The organism is Oleiharenicola lentus, from assembly GCF_051660365.1.
Taxonomy (GTDB): domain Bacteria; phylum Verrucomicrobiota; class Verrucomicrobiia; order Opitutales; family Opitutaceae; genus Lacunisphaera; species Lacunisphaera lenta_A.
The window spans coordinates 332,394-347,599 of the sequence record NZ_JBOZXB010000003.1 but is presented as its reverse complement, the minus strand read 5'-3'; the positions used below and the strand labels follow the sequence as shown (position 1 = coordinate 347,599).

General features: G+C 59.9%; 11 protein-coding genes. 3 read left to right on the top strand and 8 right to left on the bottom strand.

Going from position 1 to position 15,206, the window contains the following annotated elements:
• Nucleotides 1–46 precede the first annotated feature (46 nt).
• The 4 genes from ACRRQW_RS20815 to ACRRQW_RS20800 all read right to left on the bottom strand — a co-directional run bounded on the left by ACRRQW_RS20815 (nt 47) and on the right by ACRRQW_RS20800 (nt 2,924).
• On the bottom strand, nt 47–625 hold the full coding sequence (locus tag ACRRQW_RS20815; protein WP_438483559.1) for a YqaA family protein: 579 nt from the start codon (nt 623–625) through the stop codon (nt 47–49).
• Nucleotides 626–633: 8 nt separating this feature from the next.
• Nucleotides 634–1,254 (bottom strand): CDP-alcohol phosphatidyltransferase family protein, encoded by a 621-nt coding sequence (locus tag ACRRQW_RS20810; RefSeq protein ID WP_438483557.1) that lies wholly within the window; start codon nt 1,252–1,254, stop codon nt 634–636.
• Nucleotides 1,255–1,271: 17 nt separating this feature from the next.
• Nucleotides 1,272–2,210: a phosphatidate cytidylyltransferase gene (locus tag ACRRQW_RS20805; protein WP_438483555.1), complete on the bottom strand. Its 939-nt coding sequence runs from the start codon at nt 2,208–2,210 to the stop codon at nt 1,272–1,274.
• Nucleotides 2,211–2,324: 114 nt separating this feature from the next.
• Nucleotides 2,325–2,924, bottom strand: a complete 600-nt coding sequence (locus tag ACRRQW_RS20800) for a lysophospholipid acyltransferase family protein (protein ID WP_438483553.1) — start codon at nt 2,922–2,924, stop codon at nt 2,325–2,327.
• A gap of 118 nt (nt 2,925–3,042) precedes the next feature.
• On the opposite strand from ACRRQW_RS20800, the gene ACRRQW_RS20795 reads away from it, so the two are divergent.
• Both ACRRQW_RS20795 and hrpB read left to right on the top strand, forming a co-directional pair.
• Nucleotides 3,043–3,309, top strand: coding sequence for a hypothetical protein (locus ACRRQW_RS20795; RefSeq protein WP_438483551.1), 267 nt, complete (start codon nt 3,043–3,045; stop codon nt 3,307–3,309).
• A gap of 278 nt (nt 3,310–3,587) precedes the next feature.
• Entirely contained in the window at nt 3,588–6,131 is a 2,544-nt protein-coding gene (gene hrpB, locus ACRRQW_RS20790) for an ATP-dependent helicase HrpB (protein WP_438483549.1), read from the top strand.
• A 44-nt stretch (nt 6,132–6,175) separates the two neighbouring features.
• On the opposite strand, the gene ACRRQW_RS20785 is transcribed toward hrpB, so the two are convergent.
• The 4 genes from ACRRQW_RS20785 to lexA form a co-directional block, all read right to left on the bottom strand.
• On the bottom strand, nt 6,176–9,379 hold the full coding sequence (locus tag ACRRQW_RS20785) for a DNA polymerase III subunit alpha (RefSeq protein ID WP_438483548.1): 3,204 nt from the start codon (nt 9,377–9,379) through the stop codon (nt 6,176–6,178).
• Nucleotides 9,379–10,899, bottom strand: coding sequence for a DNA polymerase Y family protein (locus ACRRQW_RS20780; protein WP_438483547.1), 1,521 nt, complete (start codon nt 10,897–10,899; stop codon nt 9,379–9,381). The genes ACRRQW_RS20785 and ACRRQW_RS20780 overlap by 1 nt, the downstream gene beginning before the upstream one ends.
• Nucleotides 10,900–10,987: 88 nt before the next feature.
• Nucleotides 10,988–11,632, bottom strand: coding sequence for a hypothetical protein (locus ACRRQW_RS20775; RefSeq protein WP_438483546.1), 645 nt, complete (start codon nt 11,630–11,632; stop codon nt 10,988–10,990).
• Nucleotides 11,633–11,653: 21 nt separating this feature from the next.
• Nucleotides 11,654–12,274 (bottom strand): transcriptional repressor LexA, encoded by a 621-nt coding sequence (gene lexA / locus ACRRQW_RS20770; protein ID WP_438483545.1) that lies wholly within the window; start codon nt 12,272–12,274, stop codon nt 11,654–11,656.
• A gap of 144 nt (nt 12,275–12,418) precedes the next feature.
• Between lexA and ppc the strand changes: the two genes are divergently transcribed.
• On the top strand, nt 12,419–15,172 hold the full coding sequence (ppc, locus tag ACRRQW_RS20765; protein WP_438483544.1) for a phosphoenolpyruvate carboxylase: 2,754 nt from the start codon (nt 12,419–12,421) through the stop codon (nt 15,170–15,172).
• The last annotated feature ends 34 nt before the right edge of the window (nt 15,173–15,206 follow it).

Sequence of the window (15,206 nt, the reverse complement as noted above, 5' to 3'; positions counted from 1 at the left end):
GGCCCAACGTGCGCGGGCGTTTTCCCCTTGGCAAGGCCTAACCTGTTTAAAGCCCCATTCGCCAGAAATAGACCGCGTAAAACACCGCCCAAGCGCCCGCATGGATGCGTAACTTGGCTTGGGCTGAAAGGTTGTGAAATACGGTCGCTCCTGTTAGCCAGCTTAAACCAGTGACCAGAACAAAGCGGCTGAGTCGCGCCACTGCGGAAGCGATCAGGAAATCGCCGAACGCAAGACCCACGAGAGGAGTTTGCAGTGCATACAATTTGTAAGGAATGCCACTTAGCACACCCACAAACAACGCGACCAAGCCATGTTCCGCGAGTCCGGCCTGCGCTTTCGCGATGATCGCCGGACTGACTCCGGGCACATAATCAATCGCCGTGAGAGCGTCCGCGCGCAGGCCGCTTTGCGAACCGACATAGAAAAGAACGATGCCGCCGAGCAGCGCACCGACGAGACTGGCGAGACACGCCAGAAAACCCACGCGGGCGCGTTTTAGCACCAGCCGGCTGGTCAATACATCGGGGACGACGAAGAAAAACGTCGCCTCCGCAAATCCCCACACCGCTGCCAGCCAGAGGCCGCGGCGTTCATGCGCATCCAGCGCAGTGGAGGTGGGCACTGAGTCGGTCACCGTCCGGCTGAATCAGGTGACGTGGCCAACGCGCGCCGCGCACGATTCCAAATCGTCACCACGAGCAGCCCCAGCACCGCCCACAGCGCGTAATGGAGCCACGCCCCGCGCGGCACACCGCATGCAACGAGCAATGCGAACAAACCGAACACGAACGCGCGATCGCTTTTGCCCATCGGGCCATCGTAACGGCGCGCCACACCAATCTGCACCGCCACCACGCCGGTCATTTCGCTAATGATCGCCAGAATCGAAATCACGACAACGAGCCACGGCGAAAACCCTGGCACGAACGCGAACGGCAAATAAAGTGCGGTGTCCGCGACCACATCGCCGACTTCGTTGAGGACGGCGCCGAGCCGGGACTTCATACCGTGTTCGCGCGCTAGCATGCCGTCGATCGCGTTGAGCGCCATGCGCACAAACAAAAATGCGGGCAGCAAAAATAATGGCCACCGGGCGAGCGGGTTGAAATAGATGCACGCCCCCACCGCCGCCGAGAGCAGTGCCGCCGCGACGGTGACTTGGTTGGCGGTCACTCCGGCCTGCGCGAGCGATCGCGTGATCGGGCGCAGCAGATTTTGAAACGTGGGCTTAATGTCGTAAACGGAGGGCATGGGTTTGTGGCTTGAACTCAGGTGAAATTATACCGCACGAGATGAAAGAAAACGGGCGCGGCAAAACAGAGCGAATCGATGCGATCCATCACGCCGCCGTGGCCTTCGATCATCGTGCCGTAATCTTTGACGCCACGGTCGCGTTTGATCGCCGACATCACGAGTCCGCCGAAAAATCCCATCAACGTGAGCAGCCACGCGAACAGCGCCGCTTGCCACCACGTGAACGGCGTCGCCCACCACAGCGCCGTGCCAATCGCCGTCGCCGACAACGTGCCGCCCCAGAAGCCTTCCACGGTTTTGTTGGGGCTGATCTGCGGGGCGATCGCGTGCTTGCCGCAGAGTTTGCCCCAGACGTATTGCAGCACGTCGCTCAACTGCACCACGATGACGAAGAAGAGCAGGAGCTTCGCGTTTTGTCCGGCATAGCCGACGATATTCAAGGTGAGCAGCGCGGGCACGTGACTCACGCAGTAGACGCATACCATCAGCGCCCACTGGATTTTTGCAGTGCGTTCGAGGAAATGTTCGCTGTCGCCCGCGAGCGCACTGCGCGTCGGCACGAGGATGAACGCATACACGGGAATCAAAATGCTGAACAATCCATACCAATGCATCGCGACGAGGTAGTATTGCAGCGGCGTAATGATAAAAAACGCCCAGAACAACGTCCGGTGATCGCCTGGTTTGGTGGGCGTGAGCGTGATGAATTCGCGCAACGCGAAGAACGACATCAGTCCGAATAAAATCACCGAGCCCAATCCGCCGGTGGCGAGCGCGACGCCAAATACCGCGACCATTACCCACCACGCTTTCACGCGCGCATCGAGATTGGCGATGACCTTGTTTTCTTTTCCGCCCGCGCGGCGTTTGAGAAGAAACGTGATGGTCGAAGAAAGCGCGAGCAGCGCGATGATGCCGCCGACGATCCAAAGTAATTCGCGATCAAGTTTCATAATTGAATGGTAGGGTCCGATCTCCGAGCGGGCCGATGTTGGGATACGTAAAATGTTCGCGGCCGGCCCGGAGGGCGGGCCCTACCTTGGCTACGGCGAATGTCGGTGTAGTCTTCATACCTTCGCCAAACTTACCACCGCTTCCCGCGCTCGCGCGAGAAACGCCGTTTTCTCTTCGGCCGCTTGCAACTGCATCGGCTCGCCGACGACCAAACTGCCGAGAATTGGCACGGGCAGAAAGTCGCCTTTCGGCAGGATACGGCTTAGGTTTTGCAGGTAGATCGGCACGAGTGGAACTGTTGGCCGCGCCCGGGCGAGATGATGCAAGCCGGATTTAAATTCATGAATCGCTCCGTCCGGGCTGCGCGTGCCTTCGGGAAACACGATCAACGAGCTACCCGCATCAAGCGCAGCGAGCATGGGTTCGAGCGGATTACTCGCGACGGTGACACGCTGTCGTTCGATGAGCACGGCGTTGAAAAAATCGCCCGCGACCCGCCGCCTGAATTTTGTTTTGCCCCAATAATCGCGGCCGGCAACCGGGCGGGTGTGCGCTCGGACTTCTTTCGGCAGCGCCGCCCAGATTGTTGCGAAGTCCAGATGGCTCGAATGATTCGCGAAATAAATCGCGGGAGTTCTCGGCAATTTCTCGCGCGGCAGCAAACGGATGCCGCATACGATGCGAATTAACCAGGCAACGAAGTCTTTGGCCATGACGCGCATTCGTTAGTGTCGGTCGCACACCACGCTGTCAATGTAACCAAATGCCGTTGCCTGGGTCGTAGTGAAGGGTTGATGCATTTCGCGTCGGCGTGCCGGGGGGCAGATCATCATGCGCATTCATTTTCCATTGGTTAAAGCCGGCCTTAGCCTTCTGGCCGCGACGTTGGGCGTGCTCACGTCAGGCTGCGCGACACCAAAAACCATCGATGGTCGCCAAGTCGTCGCGACGCGCTGGGTGGATGGAAAATTGGTGTATGTGCTCGCGCCACCCGATGCCGCCGAAAAAACGGAGATTCGCCAAGAAGCCGACGCACTCCGAAAATTAAACGATGAAACGTGGGCCGCGGAACGGAGTGCGGAAAAGCCGAAAAAATAGGGCAGAGCCCTAACGGTCAGCGCGCCGGGTTTCGGCTAGAGCCATGGTTCCGGGCATAAAGTCTTATCCGGCGCGCTGACAAAGGGGACTTTGGCTAAAAAACCCGACGCCGAAACTGCGCGAACGCCTTCCGAAAGTCACGGCGAGCTTGCCCACAACTTATTCACCGCCACCCACGTGCGTAAATGCCTGGGTCACCCGAGAGTAGCGCCCTTGGCCGCCAAGGTTGTTCACAAGCCGCTTGCCACGCATCCAAACCAGTTTTTGCCTCAACCTTCATGCCTGCACCGCGCGAACTCCCCATTTACGAACTCGAACAACGCCTCATTTCGGCGGTGACCGAGCAGGGGCGGCTCATCGTGCAAGCCCCCACCGGTTCAGGTAAATCCACCCAAGTGCCGCAGATGCTGCTGAATCACGGGCTGCTCGGTGATGGCGAGGTGGTAGTCTTGCAACCGCGCCGACTCGCGGCGCGCATGCTGGCAAAACGTGTCGCCGAAGAAGTCGGCACTCAACTCGGCGGCGTGGTCGGTTATCAAATCCGTTTGGATTCGCGCGTTTCGAAGGCGACCAAAATTCGTTTCGTCACCGAAGGTATTTTGCTTCGGCAGATGTCGTTCGATGCATCGTTGCGCGGCGTGAGCGCGATTGTCTTCGACGAATTTCACGAGCGGCACCTCTATGGCGATATCTCGCTGGCGCGGGCGTTACAGATCCAGCAGACGATTCGGCCTGATCTGAAAATTGTGGTGATGTCCGCGACGCTGGATGCGGTGCAGTTGAAAAACTACATGGCACCGTGCGAAGTGCTGACCTCGCAAGGCCGCACGTTTCCGGTGCGCATCGAGTATCTCACGAAGACGGCGGATTTCGAACATGACCCGGTGTGGTCGGTGGCCGCACGAGAAGTCGAACGCGTGGCCGCGCTGACTTCTGGCGACATCCTTGTGTTCATGCCCGGTGCGTATGAGATCAATCGCACCGTGCAGGAAGTGCAGGGTGCGCACGCGTTGCGCGGCTTCAGTTGTTTCCCGCTGCATGGCGAATTGCCGCCCGAGCAACAAGACCGCGCCGTCGCGCGTTACGACACGCGCAAAATCATCGTTTCGACGAACGTCGCGGAAACATCGCTGACGATCGACGGCGTGACCATCGTGGTGGATTGCGGACTCGCACGCGTGGCGCGTTTTGATCCTCACCGTGGGATCAATACGCTGTTGATCGAGAAAATCAGCGTTGCGTCTGCCGACCAACGCGCGGGTCGCGCCGGCCGCACGGCACCGGGCGTGTGCGTGCGGTTGTGGACGGAACGCGAACATGCGCAGCGGTCGTTGCAGGAATTACCCGAAGTAAAGCGCCTCGATCTCGCGGAAGTCGTGCTCACGCTCAAGGCGTCCGGCATCGACGATATCTTTGCATTTCCGTGGCTGGAGAGACCCGAGCCACGTTCGCTCGAGCGCGCGGAGACGTTGCTGGAGGATTTGGGTGCGCTGGCGGGCGGGCAAAAAACAATCACCGACGTCGGGCGCAAGATGCTGCGGTTCCCGATGCACCCACGTTATGCGCGCATGTTCCTCGCCGCGCAGGATTATGGCTGTGTGCGCTCCGTAGCATTGATGGCGGCGCTGACGCAGGGCCGCAATTTCCTACTGCGTAACGTCGATAAACGCACTGAGGAGGCGCGCGAAGAAATTTTTGGCGAGGAGCATGAGTCGGATTTTTTCCTGCTGATGCGCGCGTGGCGTTATGCCGACAAGGCGAACTACAATATCGATGCGTGCCGCCGACTGGGCATTCACGCGCAGGGCGTCCGCCAAGTTGGACCGCTCTTCGAACAGTTCCTCGGCATCGCGGAAGCGGAGAAATTGGACGTCTCTGAAAAACGCATCGATGGCGTTGCCGTGCGCAAATGCGTGATGCTCGGCTTCAGTGATCAACTCGCGCGCCGTCTCGACCGCGGCACCCTGCGTTGCGAGTTGGTGCATAAACGGCGTGGGGTGCTCGCGCGCGAAAGCGCGGTGCACGCCGCCACGTTGCTCGTCGCAGCCGAGATCACGGAGGTCGAAAGTCGCGGTGAAGTCACGGTGTTACTCAACACTTGCACTGCGATCGAGAAAGCGTGGTTGAAGGAATTGTTTCCGCAGGATTTCCACGACGCGACGGGCGTGATTTACGACGAGACCGCGCGCCGCGTGATCGCGAAGAAAGAGCGACGTTTCCGCGACTTAGTGCTCGAATCGAAACAGACGGCGGAAGAACCACCTGAAGGCGACGCCGCCGCGTTGCTCGCGAAAGAAGTGATCGCAGGCAACATCGTGCTCACCGAGTGGAACGAAGCGGTCGAGCAATGGATTGTGCGCGTGAACTGCCTCGCGAAATGGTGGCCTGAGTTGGAAGTAAATCCGATCACCGACGCCGACCGCGCGACGTTGATCGAGCAGATTTGCTACGGCAGTTTCGGTGCGCGCGAGTTGAAGGATAAGCCCGTAATGCCGGTGCTGCGCGATTGGTTGCTCGCGGAGCAACTCGCGGTGCTCGACGATTATTTGCCAGAGCGCATCGTCATGGCGAACGGTCGCAAGGCGCGCGTGGCCTACACGAAGGACGGGCCGCCCGTGATGAGCGCGCGCATCCAGGAACTCTACGGCGTGGATTCAAAGTTCACGCTCGGCCACGGTCGCGTCGCGGTGAAAATCGAAGTGCTCGCGCCCAACCAGCGCCCGATCCAAGTAACGGACGACTTGTCCAATTTCTGGCGCGAACAGTATCCGAAAGTGAAAGCCGAGTTGTCCCGTCGCTACCCGCGCCACGAATGGCGCTAAAATGAACATGACACGTATTACGTGTCATTCGGTCTTTAACGAATTTAGTGGAAATCGTGCGAGGTCTGCGCCGGAAGATCCGCTTCGCGCAACGGTTCGATGTGTTCGGTTTTTACGTGCACGACATTGGCGACGTTTTGCACGCGACCGGTGATGCGCAGCGCGGTTTCCTGCGTGATGAGGAGCCGGTGCTTTTCGAAGAAGTCAGCGTAAACGACGGCGTTGGCGATGCCGGTTTCGTCTTCGAGACTGATAAACACCACGCCCTTGGCGGTGCCGGGGCGCTGGCGACAGATTACCGAGCCCGCGATGGTCACGCGCTCGCCGTTGGGAATGCTTTTCAGTTTCCCTGCCGGCACAACGTCCGGGAGCCGCGCACGTAACAAGGCCATCGGGTGACGGCCCGCCGTGACCCCCGTGCCGCTAAAGTCGGCTTGGAAGCGTTCGGTTACAGTCATGGCGGCGAGGGGAGAGTGTTCGGTGTCGGTTTCAGCGAATTTTCGGAACAGATCTTCCTGTTCCGACCAGGCCGCTTCGACCTGCCACATGGCGGAACGGCGATGCAGCCCGAAACAATTTAAGGCACCAACGGCCGCCAGCGCCCGGCGATCCGTGGCGGAGAATTCCGTGCGCCGGAAAAAATCATCGCTGGAAACAAAGGCTCCGTTTTGGCGGCGCGTTTCGATCAGCTGCTTCGCAGGTTTTTCGCGCACGCCTTTCACGTAGCGCAATCCGAGGCGAATCATACGTTCGCCTTCGACGGTGCAATTCCAGTCGGAGTGGTTCACGCAAACCGGATTGGTCTTCAAGGTCGCGAAGCGGCGTCCGTCCTGCAGCAGCGTCGAAGCGGAATAAAATCCCATGGGCTGATTGTTGAGCAGGCTCGCGTAAAATTCCGCCGGCCGGTGCACCTTGAGCCACGTGCTGGAATACGCGAGCAACGCGAAGCTGATGGCGTGCGATTCAGGAAAGCCATACGCGGCGAAGGTTTGCGCCGAGTGCATGACCAGATCGATCGCGGCTTGGGGAATCTTTCGGTCGGCGAGGGACTGTTTGAGCCTCGCGAGCGGTTTTATCAGACGTCCGTTGTTGTGCACGAAGCCCATGGCGCGGCGGAGTTGTTCGGCATCCGCGCCGCTAAAGCCGGCGAGCTTCATCGAAAGTTCGATCATCTGCTCCTGAAATAAAATGATCCCCGACGTGCGTTCCAAAATGGGTTTAACGATGTGCGCGACGCTTGGGTGAATGTAATCGATCGCCTCCAAACCTTCGCGGCGGCGGATGATCGGATGCACGGCATTACCCATGATCGGTCCGGGGCGCACCATCGCGACTTCCATCGCGAGATCGTAGAGGTGCCTGGGTTTGAATCGCGGCAACGTCGACATCTGCGCGCGGCTTTCGATTTGGAAAACGCCGACGGTATCGGCGGCGCGAATGACTTCATAAGTTTTAACGTCATCTTGCGGCACGCTTAAGAAATCTTTCGGCCACGGATCAATCGGGCGCTTTGTGCATAATTCAAACGTGTCCTGCATTACCGCCATCATGCCGAGACCGAGGAAATCGATTTTCACGATGCCGAGGTCTTCGCAGCCGACTTTGTCCCATTGGCAAATCGAACGATCCGGCATGGTCGCCTGCTCGAGCGGCACGACTTTATCGAGACCGCCCTGACAAATCACCATGCCACCGGGGTGTTGTCCGAGGTGACGCGGCAAGCCTTTGATCATTCCATAAAGGCGGAAGAGCGTGGCGGCGCGGGGATGATTTGCGGCGATGCCTGACATTTTAAGTTGCTCCGTCACGTCGAGCGTTTCCGGAAAATCGCCGTTCGCGTAGAGGTTAGAGTAGCGATCGAGCGCATCGTTATCGAAGCCGAGCACTTTACCGACTTCGCGCACCGTGCTGCGCCCGCGATAAGAAATGATGTTGGCGGTCATCGCGGCGCCGCGCCGACCGTAGCGGCGGTAAATTTCTTGAATCACTTTTTCGCGCCGCTCGCCGCTGGGGAAATCCAAGTCCACGTCGGGCCACGAGGGTTTTCCGTCGGCACCGATGCGGCCTTTGCTGAGGAAGCGTTCGAAGAGTAAGTCGAACTGCATGGGATTCACGGCGGTGATCCCGAGCACGTAGCACATCGTGCTGTTGGCGGCGCTGCCGCGACCTTGCACGAGAATGCCTTGTTCTTCGCGCGCCCAGCGACAGATGTCCCAAATGATCAGAAAATAGCCGGAAAAACCCAGGTCTTTGATCAAGCGAAGCTCCGTGTGTAATTGTCGCTTAACGCGCTCAGGAATCGTGCCGCGAAAGCGTTTTCGTGCTGCTGAAAAAGTTACCTGAAAAAGAAAGTCATGCTCTCCGGCGATCGTTTGAAAGTGCGGGAATTCGTAACCGAGATCTTTGAGCGTAAAATCCAACCGGTCCGCGAGGCGGAGCGAGTTTTCGACGGCTTCAGGCACATCGCGAAACAACGTGCGCATTTCGCGGGCCGATTTGAGATGACGTTCTGAATTGCGCGCCAGCTCATGCCCCGCTCCGTCCAGTGTGGTGTGCAAGCGCAGGCAGGTGAAAATATCGGCGACTTCGCGGGCAAGTGGCACGGCGTAGTTCACCCCGCCAGTGGCGAGGATCGGGAGCCCGTTGGCCTCAGCGAGGTCGCGCAGAAATTGAATTTCCCGCTCTTCACCTCGGAGATTTTGACGCTGGAGTTCGACGAACAACCGCTCGCGGCCGAAAATATGAGAAAGTTTTTGCAGTGCAGTGGCCGCAGAATCTTTTCCTGCCGTCCGCCACGCCCGCCGCACGGATCCCTCTTCGTCGCCGGTGAGTGCAACGAGTCCTTCTGAATAGTCCGCCAACTCACGCCACGTCGCGAAGCAGGGGCGTTTTCGTTCGTAAGGATCGAGCGCGGGCTCTTTCTCGGACGCCTGCAATAATGGCGGACGTTCGGTAAGTTTGGCCTCGGTGATGAGCTGGCAAAGATTTTGGTAGCCGCGTTGCGAGGCGGCGAGGAGCGGCACGACACTGCCGTCTTCCATCGTGATTTCGGCTCCGACCAGGGCGCGGGTTCTATTTTCCCGCGTGGCGTCGTAAAGCTCGGGCGCGCCGGAAACGCCGTCGCGATCAAGGAGCGCGATGGCGGAAAGCTCCAGGGTGTGCGCAGCTTTTGCTAAATCCCCAGGATGCGAGGCCCCGCGCAAAAAACTGAAGGCGCTGCGGGCGTGGAGTTCGACGTAGCCGCTCATCAGTCGTATTGTCCTTCGAGGAACCATTCTCCGTGCCGGTCACGGAAAAGACGATAGATGCCGCCTTCGAAAAGTTCGATGTCTTGTTCGATGCGCGACCACGCCCGGTCGCTTTGCCACCATTCGCCGCTGAGTGGATATCCCTTGGAGCGATGGTTGATCGGGCCGCTGATCAAAGCGCTCCAGAGTGTCCAGCTATTGTCTTGTTGGACGAGGTTGGCGCGAATCGGTGGGCGGAGACGGCGAAGAATTGGCGAGAGTGGTGCGTGGATCGCAAGCGGTAGCGGTTGTCCGACGATGGTGGCGGGCACGGTGAGGGTGAGCGCGTCGGGGCGATGCGTGTCCTGGCATTGCGGCGTGCCGACGCGATCGGAGCCGACGAGGGCGGCGGCGCGGGCGAGGGTTTCCGCGAAGCCGTGCGGGTCGCGCAAACCGGCTTCGAACAGGCCTTGTTGGCGGACCAGCGGACGAACGGGCAGCAGTTCGAGCGCGAGCCCGACGATACACGACTCCGTGCGCAGCGATTCGAGGTGCGTGTGGAGCGTGCGGAAAAGAATTTCGGGATCAGCGGTCGGTTCGGGCAAACGGAAGCGACGCGCGTGGCGGGTGCCGTCTTCGAGTTTGAGGGTGAAATCGATTTCGCCGGCGACGTAGTGCGCGGCTTGGAGCTCCAAGCTCAAGCGATCGAGGAAGCGGCGCAGGATGAAGAGCAACGGATCGAGCGTCTCGACGGCGTGTTCGAAATCCAGGTGCGCGGAGAATGTCTGCGGAAGCGGGATCGGTGTGAGCGGGCGCTCGCTACCACCGGCCGCGCGGTGCCAAAACGCGAGACCTTCCGCGCCAAAGCGCCGGACAAATGCTTCGCAGGAAATTGCCGTGACATCGCCGAGCGAGCGCAGGCCCCAAGACGCGAGGACGTCCGCGATTTGCGGAGAGGGCGAGGCGACGGCAAGGGGCAGCGGGGCAAGGAAATGAGTTTCGTTACAAATTTGATGAGCCTGAAGGCAGGCGCCGATTTTCGGGTTGTCCGGTGTGATGTGTGGATGCGAACGGCCCGGCTGGAGGTCGGGCCCCACTTGCGCCGCGTAGAGCGCGAGCAAGGGAGTGCGGGCGATGCCGGCGGTGGCTGCGAGACCGAGCGCGTGGAGTTGGGCGAGGGCCGCGTTGGCGATGGTGGACTGTTTTTCAGGCGCGAAACCTTTCAAATCGACGGTGCAGATGCCGGGCGCGGTGTCTTCGATTAACGGCGAGAGCGTGAAGCCAACGGCGTGCAACGTGGCGCGGGCTTCTTTTTCAAAATCGAGATTGGGCGTGCGGATAAGCAAGTGTGCGCAGCGTGCGACGGCTTGCGGTGCAGTCATGCCTAGCTCGACGCCGGCAGCGGCGGCCTGCGCGTTGGCCGCGATGATGCGGGATTTTTTTTCGGTGCTGAAAAGTGCGACCGAATGCGCGGTGGCCTGGGCATCGTGGCACAGCACGGCTTGCAGCGGAAAATTGGCGAGGTGGAGGACGGCGAACAAAGTGGCGATGGACTGGGTAGGGGCCGATCTCCGAGCGGCCCGCAGGACGGCGAGTATTTTTCGGCCCGCCCGGAGGTCGGGCCCTACCTTACCCCGTGGCGACTTGGAGGCGCTGGCGGTGGAGTTGCGGGGAAAGTCGCGCGTGCAGCGTGGGGCGCTCGGTTTCGAGCGAGGCAAGCGGGAGGGAATGATTTAATACGAGGCGCAGCTGCGCGCTCGGCACGGAGGGGCGGGGCGTGTTGACAACGAAGGCCAGATCGGTGGTTTCCACGGCGCGTTGCAAGCGATACCATTGCGGGCCGGGAATTTTGCGCAGGTCGGTTTCGGGTGCGTGGCGCAGGTCGAGGAAGACGAGTCCGAGATTGGCATCGCGGGCGAAAAGATCGGCGGCTTGCAACGCTTGTTGCGTGTCACGGCAACGCACCCAAATGAGGTGCACGAGCACATCCGGTTCGTGCGAACCCGGATCGAATTCATCGAATGCATCGATCAACGCGACTCGTTTACGCGCTTGGCGTGTCACGTGAAGGAGTTGGCTGAAGAAAAGTTGTCCGCCGCTGCTTGGTTTGGCGCAGACCAGTTCCGTGATGGCACTCAGCGGGAGGCCGCCGCCAAATTTATCGAATTCCGGCAGTCCCGTGGCCAGCGCGCCTGCCGCCGGTCGCTGGGCGGTGGGGAAGCGTTCGGCCATGAGTTGGCGCAGCGCAGCCAGTTTTTCGGGCGCAGAATTCACGAGAGAACCGGAAAAAGAGGCTCAATTTTGCGCCGTGCGGAGCAGGCCGACCATCACGCCCTGAATGAGGAGTTCGGTGGCGGGCAGGAGGTCAGGATAACGCGGATTCTCGGCGCGGAGGAAGGGCTGACCGCGTTGCACGAGGAAACGTTTCAAAGTCGACTCGCCATCGATGAGCGCCGCCACGATGTCGCGCGGGTGCGGCTCCCGGGGCGTGAGAAACACGGTGTCGCCGTCGACGATGTTGGCGCCGATCATGGAGTCGCCGCGCACGCGCAGGGCGAAGAGCTTGGCGTTGCGCGTGAGGCCGAACGTGGCGGTATCGAACGTCACGAAGCCGTCCGGTTCTTGTTCGTTGGCGGCGGGCAGGCCGGCGGGAATGACGCCGTAAAGCGGAACTTGGGTCACTTTGGACAGCAGCGCGTGGCGGCGTTTCTGCGCAGGGTCGATAAAACCGCGGGCTTTGCCGGCAATGCGCTCGAGCAGTCCTTTCTGCTCCAAAGCCTGCAAATGGCGGGTAACGGCGAATGGACTGGCAAAGCCGAAGTGGGCTTGAATCTCTCGAATCGTCGGGTGATGCGCGTGCTTCGCGTGGTGTGCCTGCACGAAATCCAGCACGGCCTGTTGTTTTTCGGTGACCATGGAGTGTTCAATTGAACACTAGCCGTGGTTCAGCAAGCGGGAAATCGGTGAAGGATAAAATTTCCCTCATGCTGGTTTAATATGACAGCCCGGGACTTTTATTTCGCTTTAGGGGCGGCATGATACTTGCGTAGCTGTAACTCAATGGCTGCTAGCAATAACGCTTCGGATTCGCTCAAGGCCCTCAGCGCAGAAGTGCGCAGTTTGGGCGCAATTTTAGGTCGCACGATCGCCTCGCTGGAAGGCGAGAAGACGCTCGAGACAGTCGAGACGCTCCGCAAGCTCGCGAAAAGCAGCCGTGGCGGCGACGCCGGCGCGCCCAAGGAACTGGCGCAAGTCGTCAGTAAGCTGAAACCTGCCGAAGCGTTTAACCAGGCGATGGCATTCACGCTGTATTTCGAGTTGGTGAATCTCGCAGAGGAAAATTTCCGCATTCAATTGCTGCGGCAACGTCGTGAAAAGCACCGCAAGGAACTCGCTGCCGGTCAATCGAGCGAACCGATGCGCGAGTCGATCGAGGCGGCGATCAAGGAATTGAAAGCCGCTGGCGTCACGACGGCGCAGATGCAGAAGTTGGTGAAACAACTCGGCATCGAACTCGTGTTTACGGCGCACCCGACGGAATCGAAACGTCGCACCATGCTCGAGAAACTCGCGACCCTCGGCACGATTCTCCGACAACATTCGCCCGAAGAAATCGCGAGCGATCCGGCTGATTTGAAACGCGAACTCGTGTCGCTGTGGCTCACGGATCGCAGTCGCACGGAACGTCCCGAAGTGACGGACGAGGCGCGGACCGGGCTCTGGTATTTTGACCGCACGCTTTATCAGTTGCTGCCTCGCTTGCAGGAAGATTTGCAGGGCGCGTTGGATCGGTATTTCCCGGGCGTGAAGGCACCGCGCAAATGGCTTTCGTTCGGTTCGTGGATTGGCGGCGATCGCGACGGCAATCCCGGGGTCACGGCGGCGGTCACCGGCAACGTCCTGAAAATGCATCGCCGTGCGGCGTCGCGCAAACTGGCGGACTCGCTCTACAGTCTGGCGAGTTCGATCACGGTGTCCGATCGCCGTTCGAAAATTTCGCCCGGCATCAAACGCATGGCGGAGGCGTGCCGCGAATCGTCGGAGCTGATGACGCGCGTCGGTGCGCGTTATCCCCGTGAGCCGTATCGCATCATCCTGAGCAGCCTGCGCGAACAACTGCTGCTGCAAAGCGAAGCCGATCTTTCGAGCCCCAGTGTGATCGCGAAAAAATCGCTGACGGCGAGCGATGTGCGCGACGTGCTGACGACGATTGAAAAAGATTTGTCCACGGGCGCAACGAAGGCGCTTACGGGTGGCGAGTTGCAGGACGCATTGACCAATGTCGAAGTGTTCGGTGTCGGCATGGCGCGCCTCGATATTCGGCAGCACTCGAGCTGGCACGCGAAAGCGATCGCCGAGATCCTCGACCGTCCCGATTACGAAAAACTCGATGAAGCCGCCAAACAAGAGGTGCTCGCGAAGGCCTTGCGCACGGCGCGCCAACTCAGTGCGGAAGCCGTGGCGGCGATGTCGATTGATGGACGCATCGTGCTGGAGCCGCTGCAACTCGCGTTGCGCGCGCAGCGCGAATACGGGCCGGAGTCGCTCGGCATTTATATCATCAGCATGACGAACGAGGTTTCAGATCTCCTCGAAGTCGTGTTGCTGCAAACGCTCGCCGGTATTCGCCTGCCGATCGCGCCGTTGTTCGAAACGCTCGACGATTTAAACCGCGCGCCGAAAGTGCTTGAGGCGTTGTTCGCGCATAAGAGTTACGCGCCGGAGTTGAAGCGCAACGAACATCACCAGCACGTGATGCTCGGTTATTCCGACAGCAATAAAGACTGCGGTTACGTCGCGGCGAACTGGGCGCTTTATCAGGCGCAGGACAACATCATGGCGGTGTGCGCAAAACACAAAACGCGCGTGACGCTCTTCCACGGACGCGGCGGCAGCATCGCGCGCGGCGGTGGCCCGGCGGCGAAGGCGATTCTCGCGCAACCCGTCGGTTTGAAAGACGGCGGCATTCGCGTGACGGAGCAAGGCGAAGTGCTTTCGACGCGTTATCACGATGTCGATCTCGCGCACCGCGTGCTCGAGCAGATGGCTTACGGCGTTCTTCTCGGCACCCACGAAGCGCAGAGCGGCGCGCGCAAGTTGCCGGCCCACTGGGTCGAAGCGATGGAGGAAATGACGGCGGCTTCGCTCAAAGCTTACAAGTCGTGCGTGCACGAAGATCCGGAGTTTCTCACGTTCTGGCGGCAGGCGACGCCGATCGACGAGATTGGTGAACTCAATTACGGTTCGCGTCCGACCTATCGCAAAAAAGGCAGCGTAAGCGTGTCTGATCTGCGCGCGATTCCGTGGGTGTTTTCGTGGATGCAGAGCCGTTTCAATTTTCCGGGCTGGTATGGCCTCGGCAGCGGCTTGAAGGCGATCATGGAGCGCGGCGAGGATGGCGCGAAACTGCTGCGCGAGATGTATCAGCAATGGCCGTTCTTCCAGACGATGATTGCGAACGCGCAGCTCACGATGTGCAAAGCCGACATGTCGATCGCGACCGTTTACGCGGGACTCGTCGAGGATGTGGCGATTCGCGAAAAAGTGCTGGCGCGCATTCTTGAGGAATTCCGTCTGGCGGAAAAAGCGGTGCTCATGGCCACGGGCCAGAAAGAATTACTCGAAAACGAGCCGGTGCTCGCGCGTTCGATCAAGCTGCGCAATCCTTACGTCGACCCGCTGAATTATTTGCAGGTGGAAATGATCAAGCGTCGTCGCGGCGGAAAATTGAAAAAAGCGGACGAAGCCGGTGTGCGCGCGGTGCTTGAACTCACCGTCAACGGGATCGCCGGTGGTTTGAAGAATACGGGTTAACAGCCCGCGACCGGGTTTTGTCGGTGGCCCGCTT

What these genes read in the sequence shown, in the direction of transcription:
- ppc (WP_438483544.1), top strand. Translation starts at nt 12,419, where the DNA reads ATGGCTGCTAGCAATAACGCTTCGGATTCGCTCAAGGCCCTCAGCGCA.
- hrpB (WP_438483549.1), top strand. Translation starts at nt 3,588, where the DNA reads ATGCCTGCACCGCGCGAACTCCCCATTTACGAACTCGAACAACGCCTC.
- ACRRQW_RS20785 (WP_438483548.1), bottom strand. Translation starts at nt 9,379, where the DNA reads ATGAGCGGCTACGTCGAACTCCACGCCCGCAGCGCCTTCAGTTTTTTG.
- ACRRQW_RS20800 (WP_438483553.1), bottom strand. Translation starts at nt 2,924, where the DNA reads ATGGCCAAAGACTTCGTTGCCTGGTTAATTCGCATCGTATGCGGCATC.
- ACRRQW_RS20810 (WP_438483557.1), bottom strand. Translation starts at nt 1,254, where the DNA reads ATGCCCTCCGTTTACGACATTAAGCCCACGTTTCAAAATCTGCTGCGC.
- ACRRQW_RS20795 (WP_438483551.1), top strand. Translation starts at nt 3,043, where the DNA reads ATGCGCATTCATTTTCCATTGGTTAAAGCCGGCCTTAGCCTTCTGGCC.
- lexA (WP_438483545.1), bottom strand. Translation starts at nt 12,274, where the DNA reads ATGGTCACCGAAAAACAACAGGCCGTGCTGGATTTCGTGCAGGCACAC.
- ACRRQW_RS20805 (WP_438483555.1), bottom strand. Translation starts at nt 2,210, where the DNA reads ATGAAACTTGATCGCGAATTACTTTGGATCGTCGGCGGCATCATCGCG.